This window comes from Hymenobacter qilianensis (assembly GCF_014638675.1).
GTDB lineage: Bacteria > Bacteroidota > Bacteroidia > Cytophagales > Hymenobacteraceae > Hymenobacter > Hymenobacter qilianensis.
Genome location: NZ_BMFN01000002.1, coordinates 536,195 through 558,498, shown reverse-complemented (window position 1 = coordinate 558,498; position 22,304 = coordinate 536,195). Strand labels below are relative to the sequence as shown.

The window sequence follows — 22,304 nt, the reverse complement described above, 5'->3', positions numbered from 1 at the left end:
GTTCTCCTTGAAACTCATACCGGTATCTGTCGTTTTTTGCGTAGCAAAACGGGCTTAGGGACGAGTGAGGGTGGAGATCAGCCCTGGCTTTTAGTTGATGGAATGACCGCTACTTGCTGGTGTTTGCGTACAATGGAGTCGTTTGGTCCGGATGACGAGGTGGCGGAAGCTGCTGAGTGCCGCGCGGGCCGGGTATGCTATGAGGCGGCTGATGCAGATTAATAAGCAGTTTTATGAGTGAAATACGCCGTTTACTTGCTGCCTACGACGCGCATCGTGCGGCTGGCCGGGCGTGTGCGCTGGCTACCGTGGTGCATGTAAATGGCTCGGCTTATCGTCGGCCGGGGGCGCGTATGTTGGTAACGGAGGATGGACAGCTGACGGGCGCCATTAGTGGAGGTTGCTTAGAAGGAGATGCTCGTCGGAGGGCTCGCCAGGCCATCGTACGCCGCAAACCGGCGCTGGTCACCTACGATTCTATGGATGAGGAAGAAGACGTGGAGCACGGCGTTAGCTTGGGCTGCCAAGGAATAATTCAGATTCTGCTGGAGCCCCTCGATTTTAGTGACCTGACAAATCCCATAGAATTGCTGCGTGCCTGTGTCCAGCAGGAGCAGCCAGCAGTATTGCTGACGGGCTTTAGCTTAAGTACAAATACCGAAGTGAAGGTAGGCGAGCGTCTGCTTTTGCTGCGCGATGGTACCAACCAGGGCGCGCTGAATTTTGAAGCCAGTATAGCTGCCCAACTACTAGAGCACGCCCAACAAACCTTGAACAGCGTCCAGTCAGCCACCGCCGATTATGACACGGTGGCGGGCACGTTGCGGGTTTTTCTGGAAGTGATACCGCCGCCCGTGCGCGTTACGGTATTCGGTGCCGGCAACGATGTGCAGCCCCTGGTGCGCCTGGCTGCTGGCTTGGGCTGGCTGGTGCGCGTGGTGGATGGCCGGCCGGCGCAGGCTACGTCTGGGCGGTTTCCGGAGGCGGAAGAGGTGCGCGTGTTAAGCTTCGACGAGCTTTCAAATTTGCCCCCCAGCCAGCAGTTTGCCCTGCTCATGACTCACAATTATCATTACGACTTGGCTGCGCTACGTTACCTTTTACCTACCGCTACGCCTTACATCGGTTTGTTGGGGCCGCGCAAAAAAGCCAATCGACTACTGGCGGAATTGGAAGCGGAAGGTTTGCAGCCGAACCAGCAGCTCGTGCCGCGCCTGTATAGTCCGGTGGGCTTGAATATCGGGGCAGAGACGGCGGAAGAAATTGCGCTTTCCATTGTGGCCGAGATGCAGGCGGTGCTCAAAGGTCGTCCGGGGGGCTTTTTGCACCAGATCGACGGGCCCATTCATGAGCAGACGCCCGTGCTTACTTCTTCCCTTGCGCCGGAAAACAATCTGACGGTAGCAGCCTCATGCTCTCTGAGTTAAACCCCGATTCTGCTACCGCGGCGTCCGTAGCTCTGATCCTATTAGCGGCCGGCGCATCTGCCCGGATGAGGCAGCCCAAGCAGCTGTTGTACTATCAGGGCAAAACGCTGCTGCGCTGGGCGGCCGAAACAGCCGCGGCCACGGGTTGCCAGCCGCTGGTGCTCGTTACGGGCGCTTTGCATGAGCCTTTAATTCCCGAAGTCGAGGGTTTGTCTTTCCTCACAGCTCACAATGCTGACTGGGCTACGGGTATGGGCTCCTCTATCCGGGCCGGACTAGCAGCTTTGGAAAAAGCCCCCCAGCCGCCCTCAGCCATAGTTGTTATGCTCTGCGATCAACCTTTGCTGACGCCTGCATTGCTGCTGCAATTAATTAAGAAACAGCAACTGACCCAGGCGCCGGTGGTGGCCGCGGCTTACGGTGGTACACTCGGCGTGCCCGCCGTTTTTAGTGCTGATACGTTTCCTGCGCTTCGCCAGCTGGGTGGCGCGGAGGGGGCTCGCCAGCTCATTGCTAGCTACGGCAGCGCCGTGGGCAGCGTACCGTTTCCGGGGGGGATTTTGGACGTTGATACGCCCGCCCAATACGCATCTTTGCTGGAAAATGACATGGGCGAACAAGCCGCCGAGAATGCGGATTCGCAAGCTGAACCACTGGCGTAACCCGGACTGCCCGAAAACCCGTTATCTTGCCCACTACCACTTTCTTTCCCTGTTTGTATGCAGCAAGCTGCCGTGGCTACTTCGGCCCCAGTCGAGAAGAATAACTCGCGTATTACCAATGGTTGGGCCATGTACGATTGGGCCAATTCGGTGTATCCGCTGGTGATTACCAGCACGATATTTCCCATTTATTATGGCTCGGTGGCCGTCAATGAGCGGGGTCAGGATATGGTTAACTTCCTGGGCTTCAACCTGCCCGGCTCTTCGCTGTACACATACGCTATTTCGGCGTCATTTCTCATTATTGCGGGGCTCAGCCCTATTCTTACCGCCATTGCCGACTTTTCGGGTCGCAAGAAGCTGTTTCTGCGTTTTTTCTGCTTTCTGGGGGCGGCCTCATGTGCGGGTTTATTCTTCTTTACGAAAGAGACCTTTGGGTTGTCGGTGCTGCTGCTGATGTCGGCCACCATTGGCTGGGCGGGCAGCATCGTGTTTTACAACTCCTATCTGCCACTTATTGCCACCGAAGATCAGTATGACCGGCTGTCGGCCAAGGGATTTTCGCTCGGGTATGTGGGCAGTGTTATTCTGCTGGTTCTGAGTCTGGTAATCGTGCTCAAGCCCGATCTGGTCGGCATCGACCCGGCAAATAAAGCGTTGCCGCCGCGCATCTCTTTCCTGTTTACGGGCCTGTGGTGGGCTATTTTCGGCCAATTCGCTCTTTCGCGCCTGCCCGCCGACACCGGCCGCCCCGACCATATGCCCGCCGCCCAGGGCAACTTCCTGCTCAACGGCTTTCACGAACTGAGTAATGTGTGGCAGCAGATCAAGCAGCTTCCTATGCTTAAGCGCTTTCTGCTGGCTTATTTTACCTACAACATGGGCGTGCAAACGGTGATGTACGTAGCCACCGTGTTCGGTGATAAAGTGCTCAAACTAGAGTCGCAGGCACTGATTATCACCATCTTGCTTTTGCAGGTAGTAGCCATTCTGGGCGCCTATTTATTTGCTCGTTTGTCCGAGGCCATTGGCAATACGCGGGCGCTGAGCTGGTCGGTGGCCGTGTGGGCGCTGATCTGCGTGGCGGGCTACTTCGTGCAGGCTGGATGGAGCTTCTACGCGTTGGCGTCCGTCATTGGCCTGACTATGGGCGGCGTACAGTCGCTTTCGCGCTCTACCTATTCCAAAATTATTCCCGAGAATACACCCGATACAGCTTCCTATTTCAGCTTTTTCGACGTCACTGAAAAGCTCAGTATTGTAATCGGAACGGCCGTTTTTGGCATTATTTCCCAAATCACGGGCGATATGCGCAACAGCATTCTGGCCCTCATTGTGTTCTTTATTCTGGGCCTGATATTCCTGTTCAGAATGCGTGGCCAGAACCTGCGCCCCGATGCCGCTACTGCAGAAGAAACCCCTATCAGACAGGCCGCCCTGTAGAGACGCAATACCTTGCGTCTCGTCGTTGTTTAGTTGAGTGTTTTAGCCAGAGTTGTTCTGCAACGAGTCGTTCAACGATGAACCGCAAGGTATTGCGTCTCTAATTGTTACATTCCAGTTTCCTCTTATAATCCACCCCATGCACACTTCTTCTCTTCAGCAAAATATACTCTCCGAGCTCGACCACGAGCTGTTGACCACCCGCAAAATACTGGAGCGCGTACCTTTCGATAAGGCGGATTACCAGCCGCATCCGAAAAGCATGAAGCTGGGACAGTTGGCATCTCACGTGGTAAATCTGCTGGCGTTCAAAACGCTTTTCGTGCAGCACGATTCGCGGGATTTCCTTGACAAGAACGGTCCCAAACCGGGCCCAACGCCCACGTCAAAAGAAGAGCTGCTGGCCCGCTTCGACGAGTATTCGGCCACGTTGCGCAAAGCCCTGAGTGAGTCGGATGACGAGAAGCTCACGCACTCCTTTAAGCTGCACGCCGGCGACCAGGTGTTTATGGAGCGTCCCAAAGGTGCTGCGCTGCGCATTATGGGCCTGAATCACAGCATTCACCACCGCGGCCAGCTCAGCGTGTACCTGCGCCTGCTCGATATTCCGGTGCCGGCCATGTACGGCCCCAGCGCCGATGAGCAAGGTTGGGGTTAAGAATTTGATTCACGAAAAAAGCTCCCCAGAATCATATCTGGGGAGCTTTTTTATGGGTTTGTAGCACTCGGGAATAGCCTGTGCTCAACTCTGCTGCAGCTACTTCTTAAGCGAAAAAACCCGCTCTCCAGCAATCCAGGTTTGCTGCACCTGGGCACCACGTAGCTCGGGCGCCGGGGCTGTGAGCAAGTCCTTATTGAGCAGCACAAAATCGGCGGCCATACCGGGCTGAATGCTGCCTTTTTGCTTGTCCTCAAACGCAGCGTGGGCCGCCCAAGTGGTCATGCCGCGCAGGGCATCGGGGCGGGAAAGGGCGTTTTCGGGCTGAAAACCACCTTCCGGGTAGTTCTTCGCATCCTGGCGAGCCACAGCGGAATGGAAGCCGAAGAGAGGATTAATATCTTCCACCGGAAAGTCGCTGCCCAGGGCTACTTGCCCATATTGCTTGCGCAGCTGCTCAAAGGCGTAGGCTGTTTTTACGCGCTCCGACCCAAGCCGCTCACCGGCCCAATACATGTCGGAGGTGGCATGGGTCGGCTGCACCGAAGGCACAATGCCAAACTGCCCAAACTTGCCCATATCGGCGGGCGTGATAACCTGGGCGTGCTCGATGCGCCACCGTCTATCTTTTTGGCCCTTAAGCGCTTCCCCGTAGATATTCAGGATAATGCGGTTGGCCGAGTCGCCGATGGCGTGGGTATTCATCTGGAATTTGCTGGCTGCAATTTCTTTAGCCAGAGCGCGGTATTCCTTTTCAGTAGACAGCAGGAAGCCTGTTTCTTTGGGCCGGTCGTGGTAGGGCTCTACCAAGCAAGCACCCCGCGAACCCAAGGCTCCATCGGCATACACTTTGAAAGAGCGCACTGTCAGCCGATCCGTTTCTACGGGGCCATTTTTAAAGTAGAATTGCTTGTTGGCCGCCGTCGGATTCAGCATGGCGTACAGGCGCAGCTTCAGCTTGCCTTGTTTCTGCAAGGCCTCCATTTGGTCGATGTTCGCTTTGTCTAGGCCCGCATCAGCGAGGCTGGTAAGGCCCACGGCTACGCACAATTGCTGCGCTTGCAGGAGCGCGGCGTTGGCTTCCGTTGCGGAAGGCTCCGGAATTTTAGCCGACACCAGATCCACGGCATTATCTACTAGCAAACCAGTTAGTTCTCCCAAAGCATCGCGGCCAATAACGCCACCGCTAACGGGTGTGCTTATCGTCACACCGGCCAGGTCCAGAGCCTTCTGGTTGACGATGGCGGCGTGGCCATCCACGCGAGTGATGAGCACAGGCACGTTAGGAAATAGCTTGTCCAGCGTGTCTTTGGTAGGGAATTGCTTGGCGGGCCAGTCATTCTGGTCCCAGCCGCGACCTATGAGCCATGCAGCCTGAGGGTACTGCTGGCGCTGCCGTTGTAGAGTGCTCACCACGTCGCCCCACGAGGTAGTGCCTACCAGATCAGCGAAGCGCAGGCCCAGGGCGTAGCGGTAGAAGTGGCAGTGCGCATCATAGAAGCCAGGGTAGATAAATTGCCCCCCAGCGTCTACTTCCTGCTTGCCCTTATACTTCTGCCGTATTTCGTCCGCCGTCCCGACGGCCAGAAACTTGCCATCCTGCACGGCAAAAGCCTGAGCCTTGGAGAATGCCGAATCGACGGTGTACACGGTGGCGTTGTACACCACCAGGTCGGCGGCTTGCTGCTGGGGGGCATTTTGGCAGCTGCTGAATCCGCCAAGCAGCGGCAGCAGTAGGAAAAGCGGGCGTAAAAGTCGAATCATAGGGGCAAGTTAAGCGGTGCTGCAAAATTTATAGCCAGATACTTTGCGCATTAGGATAAAGCAAACGCATTAGTAGGCATAAAACAGAACGTCATGCAGAGCGGAGCGAAGCATCTCGCTCGCGGTTGTCAGATTAGAAAATCCAACGACTGCACGCGAGATGCTTCGCTCCGCTCTGCATGACGTTCTGTTTTAATAATGCCAGCTACTTCTAAATTCAGGCTTCCTGCTTACTCGAAGCGCATGTGCTTCACCGATTCGCCGGAGTTCTTCAGCTCAATCAGCGAGTCGATGCCGATCTGCAAGTGCGTGTGCACGTAGCCTTGGGTTACTTTCGAGTCGCTTTCGGCGGTTTTCACGCCTTCGGGTGTCATTGGGTTATCGCTTACCAGCAGCAGGGCCCCGTGGGGAATCTCGTTTATAAAGCCCACCACGAAAATCGTGGCCGTTTCCATGTCAACGGCCATTGCCCGAATCTGGCGTAGGTACTCCTTGAACGCGTCGTCGTGCTCCCACACGCGGCGGTTGGTGGTGTACACGGTACCGGTCCAATAGTCCTTTTCGTGCTTCTTGATCATCGACGACACGGCCCGCTGCAAGCGGAAGGAGGGAAGGGCTGGGATTTCAGGCGGCAGATAGTCATCGGAAGTACCCTCGCCGCGGATAGCCGCGATGGGCAGAATCAGGTCGCCGAGCTTGGTTTTGCTTTTCAAACCGCCGCATTTGCCCAGAAACAAAGCCGCCTTGGGCTTGATGGCCGACAGCAGATCCATAACTGTGGCCGCCATGGGCGAGCCCATGCCGAAGTTGATGATCGTAATACCATTGGCTGTGGCTGACTGCATGGGCTTATCTAGGCCCCGCACCTCGACGTCGAACTGCTCAGCGAACATGTTCACGTAATTGATAAAGTTGGTAAGCAGGATATACTGCCCAAACTCCTTGAGTGGCACGCCGGTATAGCGCGGCAGCCAGTTCTCCACTATCGCGGATTTGTTCTTCATAGGGTGGGGTTAAATGGTTGTTGGTTAAATGGCTGTTTTAAAGGACTACATGGTTGGAGGTTAAATAGCTGATTGTCCAACAAAGTGATAAGACGACCAGCCATTCAACCCAAGACCATTTAGCCATTTAAACAAAAAACCGTCGCACTTTCGAACGACGGTACAGCGGGTGAAAAGCGGAAGCAGTGATTCCGGGCCGTACCTTTGGAGGTGATGCAAGCCCTCGACCTGCCGCCTTTCGAGTACAAACTTACAAAATCAGGCGCAAACTCCCTGATATGGGATGTCTTGCGCCGCAAAAACGTGGTGCTCACGCCCGAAGAGTGGGTGCGCCAGCACGTGGTGCACTACCTCACGGGGCATTTGAACTACCCGCGGAGCTTGCTTAGCCTTGAGCGCGGCCACGCCTACAACCAACGCCAGAAACGCACCGATATCTGCGCTTTCGGGCCCGGCGGGGCGCCACTGTTATTGGTAGAATGTAAGGCTGCCACGGTGCCCATCACGGCTGCCGTTGCGCACCAGGTTACCACCTATAACCAGACGATTGGAGCGCCGTTTCTGTTGTTAACCAATGGCTTGCAGCACTATTGCTGGCTGGTTGACTTCGCTCAGAAAAACAATCAGCGCTTAGCTGAAATTCCCAGTTACCCGCAAGCGCTAGCTCTGATTGCGTAAAAGGGTCTAAGATAGGAGGTCATGCAGAGCGCAGCGAAGCATCTCGCTCGCGGTCGTTAGATTTAGTATTGCAACATCAGCGAGCGAGATGCTTCGCTGCGCTCTGCATGACAGATGAGTTAATCTTGCTCAGGTAATTTGTATAGTGAGTTATCCAGCAGCCCATTGGTCAGATACTGCACGCTGGCCCGCAACTCCCGGCCGTACTGTTGGGCCTTGGCAGCGTTTTCGATGGGCGTGGGGGGCAAATTATGGCGTTGGTAAGGGTAGAGGCGTACCTTGTCGTCGGCTGTCAGCTCCGTAACATAGTCGTTGTGAACAAGATAATACGAGCCGCCCGTGAGGAAAAAGGCGCGACCGTTGGCCAGCGTGTCGAATACGGAATAGCCAAAAGGCAGCAGCTTGCCACCAGGAGCCATGCCCAGATAATCGAGCACGGTGGCGGGAATATCGGCTTGCTGGGTGATGCGACCCACGTTGGCGGGGGGCAATTTCCGGCCCGGGTGGAACAGTAGCAGGGGTGTTTTGTAGCTGCCTAAGGTATTTTGATACTCGGGCGTAAGCGTCTGGGAGGTGTGGTCGGCCAGCAGAATGAACAGCGTATTCTTGTACCAGGGCTGCTGGGCGGCCGTTTTGAAAAACTGCCGGAGCGCGAAATCGGTGTAGCCGATGGAGGCGTGAATGGGTAGTTTGCCGGGAGTGAAGCGGTCCTTGTACTGCGTCGGCACCGGGAACGGCTCGTGGGAAGTGAGGGTGAAAACGGTAGAGAAAAACGGCTGTTTCTGCTTACTTAGCTGCCGGGCAAAGTATTGTAAGTAAGGCTCATCGAAGATGCCCCAGTGCCCATCAAAGTCGGGACTTTGGGCGCCGTCGGGATATTCATTGAGCCCGAAATACTGCTGCACGCCTACCATGCCGGCAAACGTATTAAAGCCCATCGTCCCGTTCTCGGCCCCATGAAACACCGATGTGGCATAGCCCTGCCGTCCCAGCAACTCGCCCAGGCCGTGCAGCTCATTGGTTTGAAAATTCGAGGTGATAAACGGGCTTTCCATCAATGCCGGCATACCTGCCAGCACGGCCGGCAAGGCTTCTATGGAGCGGCGGCCGTTGGCGTAGTGGTCGTGGAAAAAAAGCCCCCCAGCGGCCAACGAATCGAAGAAAGGCGTGTAGCCGCGGCCCCCGTTCTCAATGCCGGTGTACTCGGAGGAAAAGCTTTCCAGCAGCAAAATAACTACGTTGTCGCGCGGGGCACCGGGGTTGGCGTCTGGCATTCGCGGCGCCAAGGCTTGCTGCAATTGCGCATCAGACTGAAAATAGGTTCGCCTTTCCACGGCCTGATAGCCCAGACTGCGCAGAAAAGTAAAGGTGCTGTTCAGTGCCAGATGCCCCAACACCGGTGGCACTTGCACGAAGGCGTGGCCAGTGCGTAACGGCTTGAGCTGCAAGCCGCCCCGGATGCCAACAACTGTGAGTGCCGCTATAAGCACCACCGCCAGCAGCGGTCGAATGAGGCGGCGTGACGGGGAACTTTTTATTGGGCTGGGGGGCAAAATTGCAGCCGTGGGCATGGGGTAGAAATACCACAGCAACCCAAACAACACCACGAACGGCGGCACCAGAAACCAGTAGTGAAAAGCCAGTTGGCCTGCCTGCCGCTGAATGTCGCCGGTAATGGTAAATAGCTCATCGGTAGTGCGCCTACCGATGAATTTAAAGTACTGGCTGTCAATAATGTTGAGCGCCATACCCGTGGCGTTCAAGGTAAGATAGACGCCGCGCACCAAACCCTGCCAGCCTTTGTCAAACCGCGGCACCATTGACAGCAGCAGAAACGGCAGATTCAGCAGCAGCAGGGCCGCAATATCAAACCGGAAGCCGTGCCAGAATGCCCACACCACCTCCGGTCCCGATGCCTCCCGAAATACTTCCTGATTTGCCCAGTAGAAGCCCGCGCGCAACAGCACATAAACACCCAGCAGAAGAGCGAAGCGACGAAGTAGCAGGCGTAAAAGAGGAGACGGCATTCTAAGAAATCTAATCCTGCAACGGCTTTATAGTCAGCGCCTGACCGTCGGGCAAGTGCTTGATTTGGCGATATAAGTCAGCTAGGAAAGCCAGACGCTTTGGCGCTGAAACAGTTGCTAGAGTTGCTTTATCGGTATCGGCAGCAATGCAAACCGGCGGATACACATGTAGCAACTGACCGGGAGCCAGCATGCCTCCCTGTTGCTGCCACCGCCGCAGTGGCTCCAAGCCCAAAGCATCGACCGGAAACTTATCCGCGCCGATCAGGAAATGCTTGAAATCAACCTCCAGCGGCGCTATTTCTCCGGTTTCCGTGTCAAGAAAAACGACCTCGCCCTGGCGCAGCAGAAACTGGTTGCCCACGCAGTCCTGGGCAAATGGAATGTCATTCTTCAGAACGGTGTCGTAGGTTTTTTGCAAAGACTGCTCGCCTTGCCAGGCCTCCCGCAACGAGTGCCACGCCGGCTCAGTACAGCAGCCCCGAATATGCAGGCCGCCGAAGTATGCCACTACGCCATTGTGCTGCCGCAGAAAGGCTTGCAGTTCTTTGGGCAGCATGGCTAATAGCTTGTGGTCGGTGATGGTCTCGCCGGTATAAATAATTCCCTTCATCAATAGCTAGAGCAATTTTATAAGCAGAGTGCCAAGTAGAGACGCAACATTTTGCGACTAGTTTTTGAGCAATCCAAGTCAAGACAATCAATTAAACAACATCAGCAACGACCAGACGCAAAATGTTGCGTCTCTACTCGTAAGAACTGTTGTATCAAGCAAGCTGTACATTTATGTTTAAGCCAGCGAATACAACACTCATCAACTAAAAAGCCTTCCCGATGAGGTATCGGGAAGGCTTTTTAGCACAAATAGATACTTACGCGTGGGCTGGCTCCAATACAGAGTCAACGCTCACCAGCGGCAGGTTCCAGGCTTCGGCTACGCCTTGGTACACCACTTCGCCGTTTACCACGTTCAGGCCCAGGCGCAAAGCTGGGTCGCGGCGGCAAGCTTCCTGCCAGCCCAGGTTAGCCAAGCGCACGGCGTAAGGCAACGTAGCGTTGGTCAAAGCCAGGGTAGAAGTGTAAGGCACAGCGCCTGGCATGTTGGCCACGCAATAGTGCACGATATCGTCGATGATGAAGGTCGGGTCTTCGTGGGTCGTTGGCTTGCAGGTTTCGATGCAGCCGCCCTGGTCCACGGCCACGTCTACGAGCACAGTGCCGGGGCGCATGGTCTTGAGCATGTCGCGCGTGATGAGGTGGGGGGCTTTTGCACCCGGAATCAACACAGCACCTACTACGAGGTCAACAGTTTTGATGGCTTCGCGAATGTTGTACTCGTTGGAGTACTGGGTAATTACATTCTTGGGCATGAAGTCGTCGAGCTCGCGCAGACGGTTCAGGCTGATATCCATGATGGTAACCTGAGCACCGAGGCCGGCAGCTACTTTCGCAGCCTGCGTACCTACAATGCCACCGCCGAGTACCAGCACATTGGCGGGCTTCACTCCAGGAACGCCCCCCAGCAGAATGCCGCGGCCTTTCAGCGGCTTCTCCAGATACTTAGCGCCTTCCTGCGGTGCCATGCGGCCGGCTACTTCGCTCATCGGAATGAGCAGAGGCAGGGCGCGGTTGGGCAGCTCTACCGTCTCATAAGCCAGGCATACCGCTTTGCGCTCAATCATGGCGTGGGTGAGCTCCTCGCCGCTGGCAAAGTGGAAGTAAGTGAAGAGCAGCTGGCCTTCTTTGATCAGGCTATACTCCTCCTTGATCGGCTCTTTCACTTTCACAATCATCTCAGCCTGAGCGTATACTTCCTCGATGGTAGCGAGGATCAGCGCGCCGGCTTCTTCGTATTCGGCATCCTGAAAACCGCTACCTAGGCCGGCAGTAGCCTGTACATAGACAGTATGGTTGTGCTTGCGCAACTCAGCAACGCCAGCGGGCGTCAGGCCTACGCGGTTTTCGTTGTTCTTGATTTCTTTTGGTACGCCGATGATCATGGCAGAGAAGTGAAGATTGGGTGGAAGACGAGGGGTGAAAACGGCCGCAAAGATAGGCAATGTGGCGAGTAGCACGAACTTTCAGTTCGCGTATCGTTGAACAATGACGTTGGGGGGCATTTTTCAATGCCTTCTACCATCTACGGTGATATGCGAACTAAAAGTTCGTGCTACTTAAACGGTACAGCCGTGGCGCTTTCTTTTACCATGCTGGCCGCGTTCAGATCGCGCACTACATTGGCCTTAATGGTGAGCTTGGCAGGACCTTCTACAGCGTTGGAGTTGAGCGTGGCTACATCCGTCATTTGGCCAATCTGGCGCTGCGCGTAGAGAATCTCCACCACAGCGCTTTGGCCCGGCTTAATGGGTTGGGGGGCTTTTTTGTAGCCTACGCAGTTGCAGGGCGAGGTTATCATACCCAGCAGCAAATCCTGCTTGCCCGTATTTTTTACCGTGAACCGAGCCGAAGGCTGCTGACCGGCCTCCATCTTGCCAAAGTCGTGAGCGGTGCGGTCGAGGACGAGGCGGGGCGCCATCGCTTTTTGAGCAGGCGTGAGGCTGGCCTTAATTTCCTCCGGGCCAAGTACGGTGCCTTTGATAGTTAAGGTGGTGCTCGGCGTGGCGGCATTGCTGGTTACGGTCACCGTTTTGTTGAACACGCCGGGGCGGCCAGCGCTGCTGTACACGGCTTTCACCATACCGGTTTTGCCGGGCAGCACGGGCGTTTTGGTCCAGTCGGGGGTGGTGCAGCCGCAGGAGGCCTGCACGGTGGCAATAATAATAGGCTGATTGCCAGTGTTCTTGAATTTGAATTCGTGGGTGGCCATCGTGCCTTCGGGCACGTTGCCGAAGTCGTGCTGCTCTTTTTCGAATGTCATAACACCCTGCGCTTGGGCCGAAAAACAGAAGAGCATCAGGACCAGAGCAAATAGGAGAGAGGCGCGGTTTTTCATAAAATGATAACGTGAAAGGAAGAAACCCAAGACAGCGCTTCTGGCTTTAACTAGATGTAGCAGAACCAAGCAGCACGGCGTGATACCCCAAAGATAGACAAAAAGTGTCCGGCCTCGTAGGGGGCTCTGGGGGGCATTTCATCAGCATCGCGCCCAAATCCGTACTTTTGCAAAACGGACGGCCCCACCCCCAGTTATGCCGACCGCCACCACCTGCCTTATTCCCACTCTTCCTTATGTCCACTGCCGAATCCGCACTAGCCGTCACCCCGGCCACTCTCAGCAAAGAAGACCTGCTCCATGACTACCGCTTGGGTTGGGAAAGTCGCCACGCTTCCTTAGCTGGTCGGAAGGAAGTGTTTATGGGCAAGGCCAAGTTTGGCATCTTCGGCGACGGCAAAGAGCTGCCCCAACTGGCCATGGCCCGCGTGTTTCAGCCCGGCGACTTCCGCTCGGGATACTACCGCGACCAGACCTTTATGATGGCCGCCGGCGAACTGACCTTGCAGCAATACTTTGCTCAGCTGTACGCTCACCCCGACGTGGAAGCCGAGCCCGCCACCGGTGGCCGAGCCATGAACGGCCATTTCGCCACCCGCCTGCTCGACGAAGACGGTAATTTCAAGAACCTCGCGGAGTTGAAGAATTCGTCGGCCGACGTGTCGCCCACGGCTTCGCAGATGCCGCGCCTCGTGGGTCTTGCTTACGCCTCTAAGCTGTACCGCCAGAACCCCGAGCTGCACGATCGGACGCAGTTCAGTGTGAACGGCAATGAGGTGGCCTTCGGTACTATCGGCAATGCCAGCACTTCGGAGGGAATGTTTTTTGAGGCCCTGAATGCTGCCGGTGTATTGCAGATTCCGATGCTGATGTCGGTATGGGATGACCACTACGGTATATCCGTTCCGGCTGAATATCAAACGTGTAAGCAAAGCATCAGCGCCATTCTGAGCGGCTTGCAGCGCGATGCGCCCGGCGAGCAAGGCTTCGAGATTTTCGTGGTTCGCGGTTGGGACTATCCGGCTCTGCTGGATACCTATCAGCGCGCCGCCGACGTTTGCCGCCGCGAGCACGTGCCGGTGCTGATTCACGTAACGGAAGTAACGCAGCCCCAGGGTCATAGCACGTCGGGCTCGCACGAGCGCTACAAAACCAAGGACCGCCTGACCTGGGAGGAAGAGCACGATTGCCTGCTCAAAATGCGCGAGTGGCTGCTCTCGGAAGAAGTTGTCACCGCCGAGGAGCTGGATCAGCTGGAAAACGAAGCGAAGAACACCGTGCGCGAGGCGCGCACCGCGGCCTGGGGAGCTTTTTTCAACCCCATCAAGCAGGAGCGCGACGAGGTAGCGGCCCTGCTGGAAAAGCTGGTAAACGAAACCGGCCAGCAGAACGCTCTGCACGAAATGGTAGAGCAGTTAAAGCACAATCCTGCACCCATCCGCGCCGACCTGGTGCGCACCGTGCGCAAAGCCCTGCGCTTCACCCGCGACCAGCAGCGCTCCGCCAGTCGCCGCGAGCTATCACAATGGCTGGATCAGGCGCTCGCCGAAAACGCTGACCGCTACAACTCTTACCTCTATAGCCAAAGCGAGCAGGCGGCGCTGAACATCGAGGTGGAGCCCGCCAAATTTGTCGAAAATGCCCCCCAGGTGGATGCCCGCGAAGTATTGCAGGCTTGCTTCGACGCTAACTTCCGCCGCGACCCCACTATTTTTGCCATCGGCGAAGACGTGGGCCGTATCGGGGATGTGAACCAGGCTTTTGCCGGTTTGCAGGAGAAGTTCGGCGAACTGCGCGTGACCGATACCGGTATTCGCGAGTGCACTATTGTGGGGCAGGGCATCGGCGCGGCTTTGCGCGGCCTGCGACCCATCACGGAGATTCAATACCTTGATTATCTGTTGTATGCCGTCCAGATTTTGTCGGATGACGTGGCGTGCTTGCAGTACCGTACCAAGGGTGGCCAAAAAGCCCCCCTTATTGTGCGTACGCGCGGGCACCGGCTGGAGGGCATCTGGCACAGCGGCTCACCCATCGGCATGATTCTGAGCAGCATACGCGGTATGCATGTGTGCGTGCCCCGCAATATGACACAGGCTGCCGGCTTCTACAATACCTTGTTACGCAGCGACGAGCCCGCCCTGGTAATCGAGCCTCTGAACGGCTACCGCCTCAAGGAGCGCATTCCGCAGAACGTAGGCGAGTTTACCTTACCGTTGGGCGTGCCGGAAGTGCTGCTAGCCGGCACCGACGTGACCATCGTAACCTACGGCTCGATGTGCCGCATTGTACTGGATGCCGCCAAGCAATTAAGTGAGGTAGGCATTTCGGTGGAAGTAATTGACGTACAAACGCTTCTGCCTTTCGATTTGCAGCATGTCATTGCCGACAGCATCCGCAAAACCAGCCGTGTGCTTTTTGCCGATGAAGATGTGCCCGGCGGCGCTACGGCCTACATGATGCAGCACGTGCTCGACGACCAGCAGGCCTACCGCTTGCTCGACTCCCAGCCTCGTTGCCTGGCCGCTCAGCCCCACCGTCCGCCTTACGGCTCCGACGGCGACTACTTCAGCAAGCCCAACGCCGAAGATGTATTCGATACGGTGTATGAGATGATGCAGGAAACCGATCCTAAGCGCTTCCCAGCCATCTATTAAGCACCCAAGTCAACACGAAAAACCCCGACTGGAAAGGCTCAGTCGGGGTTTTCTTATCTCTGATTAATAACGAAGCGCGTTTAGCGCGGAATCGTGATGGGGTCCGTGATGATGGTGTTGCTTTTATTCAGTGCGCGGTCGTAGATAAAGACTTCGAAGCGTACAACTTCTCCTGGTTTTAAAGGGTCACCAGCAAAAAAGTCCGTGGTAAAGCTTAGATCGCCGCGCAACGGTGTTTCGCGCCCATTACTGTCTTTATCCAGAGGAGGATAAGTGCTGTTATAATTGTCATTCGGGTTATCCAGCTCCAGCGGAAGGAACTCACCGGCCGCATTCCGAATAAGGGGGGTAATGTAGTAGTTATTGTAGAATGGGTTTAGCGTCAAATCAGGATTCAGTCTGGCCCAGGGCGAACCTTCTACTTTATCTTCTTCCCGTAGGCCCAGGTCACCGTTGCCATCTTTGAAGCTGACGGTTATGGTCACCCGATCATAGAGACCAAACCCATCGGAAACGCGCTCGGAGGAAATGCTTTTAAAGCTAATAGAAGGTGTTTCGGGATAATCAGGCATTTCAAGGCAAGAAGACACTGCCAGGCCCGTGAGCAGGAGCAGCGTGCTTGTCCGAAGAGTACGAAGTAGTTTCATATCAGAGTAAAAAAGACGGGTCGAACGCGGCCTTTTCAGCCAGAACGGAAGATACAACTTCTCAACGAAGACGTGCTGCGTTTGTTATATCTAGCTTTTAACCCCACTGTTTTGCAATGAGTTTCCGTGATGAGCACCTCCGCGCTTTGCCTGCTATATCCGCTGCCGCTTTTGAGCAAACGGCCCTGCGCTTATTCCAGCATCAGGCTCAGAATTGCCCCCCATACCGCGAATACCTGGCTGCGCTGGGCCGCGACCCCAACGACGTTCATGCACTGACGGATATACCATTTCTGCCCATCGAGTTCTTTAAAACGCACGAGGTACGCACCACTCCCGCCGACTGGGCGCCGCAGGAAACCTTTCTGAGTAGCGGCACTACCCAGCAGCAACGGAGCCGCCACCTCCTGCGCGATCCTGCCTTGTACCGTCAGAATGCCGCGCGCATCTTCGAACAAACCTACGGCGCCCTTACCAACTGGATTTTCCTGGCGCTTCTGCCTTCCTACTTAGAGCAGGGGCAATCTTCCTTGGTGGCTATGGTTGAATATTTTGCCAAGGCATCGGGCCAAACCCAGCCCGCGTTTTTCCTCCACGACCACAAAGCTTTGTTGCAGGCGCTGGCCACGGCCAAGCGCAATTCCGGTCGTCAGGTAATGCTTTTGGGCGTATCGTATGCCCTGCTCGATTTAGTGGCCGCCTATGCAGGCGCACCCGAGTTGTTGGGGCTCACGTTATTGGAAACTGGTGGTATGAAAGGGCGGCGGCGCGAAATGATTCGGGAAGAGCTGCATGCTGAGCTACAAACGGCTTTTGGGCCCCAGGGTATTCACTCCGAATACGGCATGACCGAGTTGCTTTCTCAAGCCTATAGCACCGGCGACGGCCGCTTTTTTTGCCCCCCAGGCCTGCGCATTCTGCTCCGCGAGCCCTCCGACCCGTTTTCAGTCGATGCCACGCGTCCGGCTGGCGCTATTAATGTCATTGATTTGGCAAATATTGATTCCTGCGCCTTCATCGAAACCAAAGACTTAGCTCGCCAATACTCCGATGGCTCGTTTGAAGTGCTCGGGCGGCTGGATAACTCCGATGTGCGCGGCTGTAATCAGATGGTGTAAGTTTGACCTGTTCGGGTCGTTCAACGAGGGCCTCACCCCCCGGCCCCCTCTCCCAAAAAGAGGGGGAGCCTAACGTTAGTCGTTCTACGCGGCTGCGTCGGCTACCGCCTCCGCAACCGAATTATTGTTTCTAAAATGTAAAAAAGCCCCCCAGACGTGTATCTGGGGGGCTTTTTTATACTGAACTTAACCTACTAAAACAGGTAGCCGTACCTGGAGCGAGAGCGGAAGGTGCGGTGTAGGCCGAGCGTCAGGCTCCTCCTCTTTTTGGGAGAGGGGGCCGGGGGATGAGGCCCTCGTTGAACGGCCGCTACTTGCCTGAATACATCTTAGCGTCTGACTCCGTAATGGTGTCGTCGCTCATGATTACCAGGCGCTCTACCACGTTGCGCAGCTCCCGGATATTACCGCGCCAGTCGAGGCTCTTCAAATAAGCAAGCGCTTCGGGGGTGACGGTTTTGGGCTTGTTGCCGTAGTCGCGGGCAATATCGTCGAGGAACTTCTGCACCAAGTCGCCGATGTCCTCGCGACGGTCGTTGAGAGGCGGAACCTGGATAAGAATAACCGAGAGGCGGTGATACAAGTCCTCGCGGAAGTTGCGCTCCGCGATTTCCTGCTGGAGGTTTTTGTTAGTAGCGGCCAGTACGCGCACGTCCACCGTTATTTCCTTTTCGCCCCCCACGCGGGTGATTTTGTTTTCCTGCAAGGCCCGCAGCACTTTCGCCTGAGCCGACAGACTCATGTCGCCGATTTCATCCAGAAACAGCGTGCCGCCGTGCGCCTGCTCAAACTTGCCGATGCGTTGCTTTACGGCCGAGGTAAACGAGCCTTTTTCATGACCAAACAGCTCACTTTCAATCAGCTCCGAAGGAATAGCGGCGCAGTTAACCTCAATCATCGGTCCGTTGGCGCGGTTGCTTTGCTCGTGCAGCTGGCGTGCTACCATCTCTTTGCCAGCGCCGTTGGGCCCCGTGATGAGTACGCGGGCATCGGTGGGGGCTACTTTTGCAATGGCTTTGCGCACCTGCTCCAGCGCCGGCGAGTTGCCGACCATCTCGGAGCTTTTGGCGATTTTCTTTTTAAGCGTCTTGGTTTCAGTTACTAGCTTCGTGCGGTCGAGGGCGTTGCGAACCGTTACCAACAGGCGGTTCAGGTCTGGTGGCTTCTGCAAGAAATCGTAGGCGCCTTTTTTGGTGGCGTCCACGGCCGTGTCGATGCTGCCGTGCGCCGAAATCATAATAAAAGCAGCGTCGGGGGCCAATTCCTGCGCGCGGCTCAATACCTCCAGCCCATCCATTTTGGGCATTTTGATATCGCAGAGCACCACGTCGTACTTATTCTTGATAAGCATATCCAAGCCGGACGGACCGTCTTCGGCCTGGTCAACGGCGTAGCTTTCGTACTCCAGAATTTCCTTTAGCGTATTGCGAATCGACTTTTCGTCGTCGATAATGAGGATTTTGGGCATAAGCTGAGAGCAGAATAAATTAATACTGAGGGTGTAGCGAAGGTAACGAAAAGCATTACCCGTTTAGTGAGTAAAGTTATTGAAGGATTCAATGAGGAAAGAACACAATACACATGAAAAATTGTAATTATTTAATTTTCAGGCGTCTGCCTTCCATATTTGCCACCCAGACTACCAAAAACAAAATCGGTCGCCGCAACCGAAGCTGCAACGACCGATGATACGGTGGTGATGAGTCTGTAAGCCGGGTTTTGTCCGCCGGGCCCGAAGGCTCAGCGTCTCCACCATTTATCTAGGCCAGTCGTTGCCGAAAGGCTCCATCAACCTACCCACGGACGCCGGACGAGCCGCCCGGTGCTGCCTGTTGCCAGACAGCGTGCCCGCTTATTTGGTCTTTCAACCCCTGAGGTTTACCCAGCCGACACGGTTGCCCGGCCGCTGGTGCGCTCTTACCGCACCTTTTCACCCTTACCGGCTGCCCGAAGACAACGTAGGCGGTAGTTTTCTGTGGCACTGGCTGTCTGAGCCTTACGGCCCATCCTTCCCGTTAGGAAGCAGGGTGCTCTGTGTTGCCCGGACTTTCCTCGCCGCCCGAAGGCGCCGCGGTGGAGCGACTCATCACAAAGACAAAGGTAGCGCTTTCAGTGGTTGGGCGCTTATGTTTGAGGTTGCTGCCTGTCTAAATAAAGGCCACGGGGTCAAAATTCGATGGTGCGCCGGCGGGCTTTCCAGAGTTCAATCACCCCTGAAAATACATATAGTTCTTTCTATGTCACAAATACCGTGATATTTTCCCATTTCTACGGTAGCGCTAATCTCAAGCGCGTTTTTTGGGCTTAAAATGGGGTTAAAAAGCCTGATTTTGCCCCCCAGAAAGGATGGGCCGACTTGGATGCCATTTTTGAATCGATACATTGGCTAAACAATCACCCCACTGGTCGCTGACAGAATAGAGGCTTTAAAGCTTCGGCAGCGGGCGGCGAACAAGTCATTTTTCACCCATTACTCCATTCTTCAAAAGCATGCAGAAAAACCAACTACATCCGCGTCTTTCTTTCTGGGTAATGAGCGCTTCGCTCGTAGCTGCTTCAGCCGTTTTCACCGCCTGTTCCGACAATTCCATTGATGCCGAAGATCCATCGGTAGCCCAGATCAGTACCGACGCAAAAGCTTCCGATGATTTGATTGAGGGCCAGTACATTGTCGTGCTGAAAGACGGTGCCGTTGATACCGATGGCGACGCTTCCTACGACGCGAAAGTAAACAAAGTAAAAGGTGTTGGTCAGGGCATACTTCGTGCCCGTGGCCTGAGCGGCGATAAAGTAGGTCATGCCTACGGTCATGCACTGAAAGGCTTCGTGGCCCAGCTGAGCCCCGGCGAAGCGGCTGAGCTACGTAAGGATGCAAACGTAGCCTACGTGGAGCAAGACCGGATTATCACGCTTGGTAATCCTAACAATGGCGGCGGCAGCACCATACAGGCTGCACAGGTGACGCCTTATGGCATTGCCCGCGTGGGTACCGGCGATGGTGCCGCTACTGGCCGCACGGCCTGGGTTATCGACACTGGTATCGACTTGGATCACCCCGACCTGAACGTTGATGTAGCCCGCAGCAAGTCTTTCCTGACCAGTGGCAAAAACTACGCCTCGCCAGATGATGGCAACGGCCACGGCACGCACTGCGCTGGTACTATTGCCGCCAAAAACGACGCTAGTGGTGTAGTAGGGGTAGCCGCTGGTGCTAAAGTAGTAGCAGTTCGCGTACTGGATTCCCGCGGTAGCGGCTCCAACTCGGGCGTAATTGCCGGTGTGGATTATGTAGGCGCTAATGGCGCATCCGGCGACGTAGCTAACATGAGCCTTGGCGGTGGCGTATCTAGCGCGCTTGATCAGGCCGTTTTAAACGCTTCTCAAAAAGGAGTACTCTTCGCTTTGGCCGCCGGTAACGAAACCGACAACGCCAATAATCACTCACCTGCTCGGGTGAATGGAGCGAATATCTACACTATCTCAGCTATGAATAGCTCAGATTCGTGGGCTTCGTTCTCCAACTTTGGCAACCCGCCGGTAGACTACTGCATGCCCGGTGTTAGCGTACAGTCAACTTGGTTGAATGGTGGCTACAACACCATCAGCGGCACCTCGATGGCTACGCCACACATGGCCGGTGTACTTATCATGAAAGGCAAAAACTTCACTACCAGCGGCACCGTGAAAAACGACCCCGATGGTAACGCTGATCCAATTGCTCACTTGTAGGCTTGATTAGTTGTTTGTAAAAAAGGCTGCCTTTGCGGGCAGCCTTTTTTTGTGAAGTCTGGAACGGATATTCGCTTTTTAAAGCGGTTTCAAATTGGTATACCAGATGTAGAGACGCGACACGTCGCGTCTCGGCGTTGTTTAATAGAACGTTCTATTTGAATCGTTCAACAATGAGACGCGACGTGTCGCGTCTCATTGTTCGGCCTACTAAGTGAAATGATTGAATCGCTTAAGCGGAGAATTACTTTAGCCGCACAAGTGTCGCGCCGTAGCCGAACTTCTCTTTCTGCGCATCCTCGAAGAACTTGATGTCGCGGTTGCGGCTCAGATTTTTGTGAATCTCCTTCCGCAAGGTACCGTTGCCGGTGCCGTGAATAAACACGATTTCGTGCATGTTGGTGGCCAATGCCCGACTCAACGCATCCTCAAACGCGTCGAGCTGCAGCCGCAGGATGGCCGTGTTGGTAAGCGGCGGGTCGAGGATAGCGGCATCAGGGTTGAGCACTTCCAGGTGCAGATCAACCTCGTGCGAGGGTGGCAGAATGGTTTTGACCGGCTCCGGAACAGGTGCTACCGCCGCTGGTTTGGCCGGCGCATTACCGCTTAGCTGGGCTTGCAGGTTTGCAGCCAGCTTTTCGAGTGCTACGGGTGCAGCAGGCTTCTCGTCGAGCTGAAAAAGATACGCTTCTTTCTGCAAGATAGGCGCTGGCTGCCGGCTGGTATAAAAGCTGTTGGCCCGGAAAGCCAAACGCTTGGTAAGCAGCTCAAACGCCGTGTCGCCATTCAGGCGGTGGGGCAAAAGCTGCACCACTGCGGCGGGCCACTGCTCGAAATCTTTAAGATGAAGGTGAGCCAAGGGCTTACTTACTGCCTTCGGACCGAGCTTGTCGGAAAGCAGGCCCCGATATTTCTCTTGCTGCTCCTCGCCATAAGTGAACAGCAAATCGGTGTCGGTATTATTGATCAGCTGCACGGCCAGCAGCTCCGGCGACTGGTGGCTGAGCGCCAGATACAAGCCTTTTTGTGCCTTGGGTAATTCTGGTTTCGGGCCTTTGTCCGCTTTTTTGCCCCCCACGCTGCTATTGGCGGGCGCATCAGGTTTCTGGGGGGCAAAACTAGGCCGTGGGGCGCTGGCAGCGGCTTGGCGCTCAGCGGCCACGGAGGCCGCGCTCTGCCCAAACGCTTTGTGCTCCTCAGCGGCTACTACTACCACCTCGCGCCGCAGCACCGGAATCGTGAAGTCGTTATCTATGGCAACCTCAACAAGATCGTTGTCGAGCAAACGGGTGACAATGCCTTCTTCGCGCCCGGTGAGCAGGCGTACTCGGTCTCCTACATTCATATCGGTAAGGCGTGGGTTCAACTTAGGGTGAGAAGCAAAAGTAGCGTAGAGTTTCGGGCTTTGCTTCGGGCTGAGGTATAGCGCGGATATTCTCCGTGTTATATGCCTCAACCAAGCCGCCAAAAGTAAGGTGCCCTGTCCTCTGCGTGCCTTTTAATTATAATTCGCCCCATTCTAACAACAAAAAGTCCC

The 22,304-nt window shown here is 55.5% G+C and carries 17 protein-coding genes and 1 other RNA gene; 8 read left to right on the top strand and 10 right to left on the bottom strand.

The annotated features are described in order from the left end of the window. The first annotated feature begins 233 nt into the window (after nt 1-233). The 4 genes from IEW06_RS10215 to IEW06_RS10200 all read left to right on the top strand — a co-directional run bounded on the left by IEW06_RS10215 (nt 234) and on the right by IEW06_RS10200 (nt 4,190). The gene (locus IEW06_RS10215) at nt 234-1,427 is read left to right on the top strand and encodes an XdhC family protein (protein ID WP_187732449.1); all 1,194 of its coding nucleotides are present in this window, start codon (nt 234-236) and stop codon (nt 1,425-1,427) included. Continuing rightward, nucleotides 1,412-2,089, top strand: a complete 678-nt coding sequence (locus IEW06_RS10210; protein ID WP_188548216.1) for a nucleotidyltransferase family protein — start codon at nt 1,412-1,414, stop codon at nt 2,087-2,089. The genes IEW06_RS10215 and IEW06_RS10210 overlap by 16 nt, the downstream gene beginning before the upstream one ends. Before the next feature lie 57 nt (nt 2,090-2,146). Continuing rightward, nucleotides 2,147-3,532, top strand: coding sequence for an MFS transporter (locus IEW06_RS10205; protein WP_187732447.1), 1,386 nt, complete (start codon nt 2,147-2,149; stop codon nt 3,530-3,532). A gap of 139 nt (nt 3,533-3,671) precedes the next feature. After that, on the top strand, nt 3,672-4,190 hold the full coding sequence (locus IEW06_RS10200) for a DinB family protein (protein WP_187732446.1): 519 nt from the start codon (nt 3,672-3,674) through the stop codon (nt 4,188-4,190). 99 nt (nt 4,191-4,289) lie between these two features. Here the strand turns inward: IEW06_RS10200 and IEW06_RS10195 are convergent, their stop codons facing one another. Together IEW06_RS10195 and IEW06_RS10190 are read right to left on the bottom strand one after the other, a co-directional pair. Beyond that, nucleotides 4,290-5,954, bottom strand: coding sequence for an amidohydrolase (locus IEW06_RS10195; protein WP_188548215.1), 1,665 nt, complete (start codon nt 5,952-5,954; stop codon nt 4,290-4,292). A 230-nt stretch (nt 5,955-6,184) separates the two neighbouring features. Continuing rightward, complete coding sequence (locus IEW06_RS10190; RefSeq protein ID WP_188548214.1) at nt 6,185-6,958, bottom strand: AMP nucleosidase; 774 nt, start codon at nt 6,956-6,958, stop codon at nt 6,185-6,187. 213 nt (nt 6,959-7,171) lie between these two features. Here IEW06_RS10190 and IEW06_RS10185 point away from each other — a divergent pair, with 213 nt between their 5' ends. Beyond that, on the top strand, nt 7,172-7,636 hold the full coding sequence (locus IEW06_RS10185) for a type I restriction enzyme HsdR N-terminal domain-containing protein (RefSeq protein ID WP_187732445.1): 465 nt from the start codon (nt 7,172-7,174) through the stop codon (nt 7,634-7,636). Nucleotides 7,637-7,755: 119 nt separating this feature from the next. On the opposite strand, the gene IEW06_RS10180 is transcribed toward IEW06_RS10185, so the two are convergent. From IEW06_RS10180 to IEW06_RS10165, 4 genes are all read right to left on the bottom strand, one after another. After that, nucleotides 7,756-9,663 (bottom strand): LTA synthase family protein, encoded by a 1,908-nt coding sequence (locus IEW06_RS10180; RefSeq protein ID WP_188548213.1) that lies wholly within the window; start codon nt 9,661-9,663, stop codon nt 7,756-7,758. A 10-nt stretch (nt 9,664-9,673) separates the two neighbouring features. Continuing rightward, nucleotides 9,674-10,276 carry an SMI1/KNR4 family protein gene (locus IEW06_RS10175; protein WP_187732443.1) on the bottom strand — a complete coding sequence of 201 codons (603 nt, stop codon included), beginning with the start codon at nt 10,274-10,276 and terminating at the stop codon, nt 9,674-9,676. A 259-nt stretch (nt 10,277-10,535) separates the two neighbouring features. Continuing rightward, the gene (ald, locus tag IEW06_RS10170) at nt 10,536-11,663 is read right to left on the bottom strand and encodes an alanine dehydrogenase (protein WP_188548212.1); all 1,128 of its coding nucleotides are present in this window, start codon (nt 11,661-11,663) and stop codon (nt 10,536-10,538) included. Nucleotides 11,664-11,833: 170 nt separating this feature from the next. Then, on the bottom strand, nt 11,834-12,577 hold the full coding sequence (locus tag IEW06_RS10165) for a DUF1573 domain-containing protein (protein ID WP_262891921.1): 744 nt from the start codon (nt 12,575-12,577) through the stop codon (nt 11,834-11,836). 275 nt (nt 12,578-12,852) lie between these two features. Between IEW06_RS10165 and IEW06_RS10160 the strand changes: the two genes are divergently transcribed. Next, on the top strand, nt 12,853-15,273 hold the full coding sequence (locus IEW06_RS10160) for an alpha-ketoacid dehydrogenase subunit alpha/beta (protein ID WP_187732440.1): 2,421 nt from the start codon (nt 12,853-12,855) through the stop codon (nt 15,271-15,273). Nucleotides 15,274-15,353: 80 nt separating this feature from the next. On the opposite strand, the gene IEW06_RS10155 is transcribed toward IEW06_RS10160, so the two are convergent. Then, nucleotides 15,354-15,920: a hypothetical protein gene (locus IEW06_RS10155; RefSeq protein WP_187732439.1), complete on the bottom strand. Its 567-nt coding sequence runs from the start codon at nt 15,918-15,920 to the stop codon at nt 15,354-15,356. Between the two features lie 116 nt (nt 15,921-16,036). Here IEW06_RS10155 and IEW06_RS10150 point away from each other — a divergent pair, with 116 nt between their 5' ends. After that, nucleotides 16,037-17,038, top strand: coding sequence for an acyl-CoA synthetase family protein (locus IEW06_RS10150; RefSeq protein WP_187732438.1), 1,002 nt, complete (start codon nt 16,037-16,039; stop codon nt 17,036-17,038). A 310-nt stretch (nt 17,039-17,348) separates the two neighbouring features. Here IEW06_RS10150 and IEW06_RS10145 read toward each other — a convergent pair whose 3' ends face one another. Beyond that, entirely contained in the window at nt 17,349-18,506 is a 1,158-nt protein-coding gene (locus IEW06_RS10145; RefSeq protein ID WP_188548210.1) for a sigma-54-dependent transcriptional regulator, read from the bottom strand. A gap of 224 nt (nt 18,507-18,730) precedes the next feature. Continuing rightward, an RNA gene (gene rnpB / locus IEW06_RS10140) (RNase P RNA component class A) lies at nt 18,731-19,128 on the bottom strand. Between the two features lie 442 nt (nt 19,129-19,570). On the opposite strand from rnpB, the gene IEW06_RS10135 reads away from it, so the two are divergent. Beyond that, nucleotides 19,571-20,767 (top strand): S8 family serine peptidase, encoded by a 1,197-nt coding sequence (locus tag IEW06_RS10135; RefSeq protein WP_187734352.1) that lies wholly within the window; start codon nt 19,571-19,573, stop codon nt 20,765-20,767. A 244-nt stretch (nt 20,768-21,011) separates the two neighbouring features. On the opposite strand, the gene IEW06_RS10130 is transcribed toward IEW06_RS10135, so the two are convergent. After that, entirely contained in the window at nt 21,012-22,133 is a 1,122-nt protein-coding gene (locus IEW06_RS10130; RefSeq protein WP_229743092.1) for a Smr/MutS family protein, read from the bottom strand. Nucleotides 22,134-22,304 lie beyond the last annotated feature (171 nt).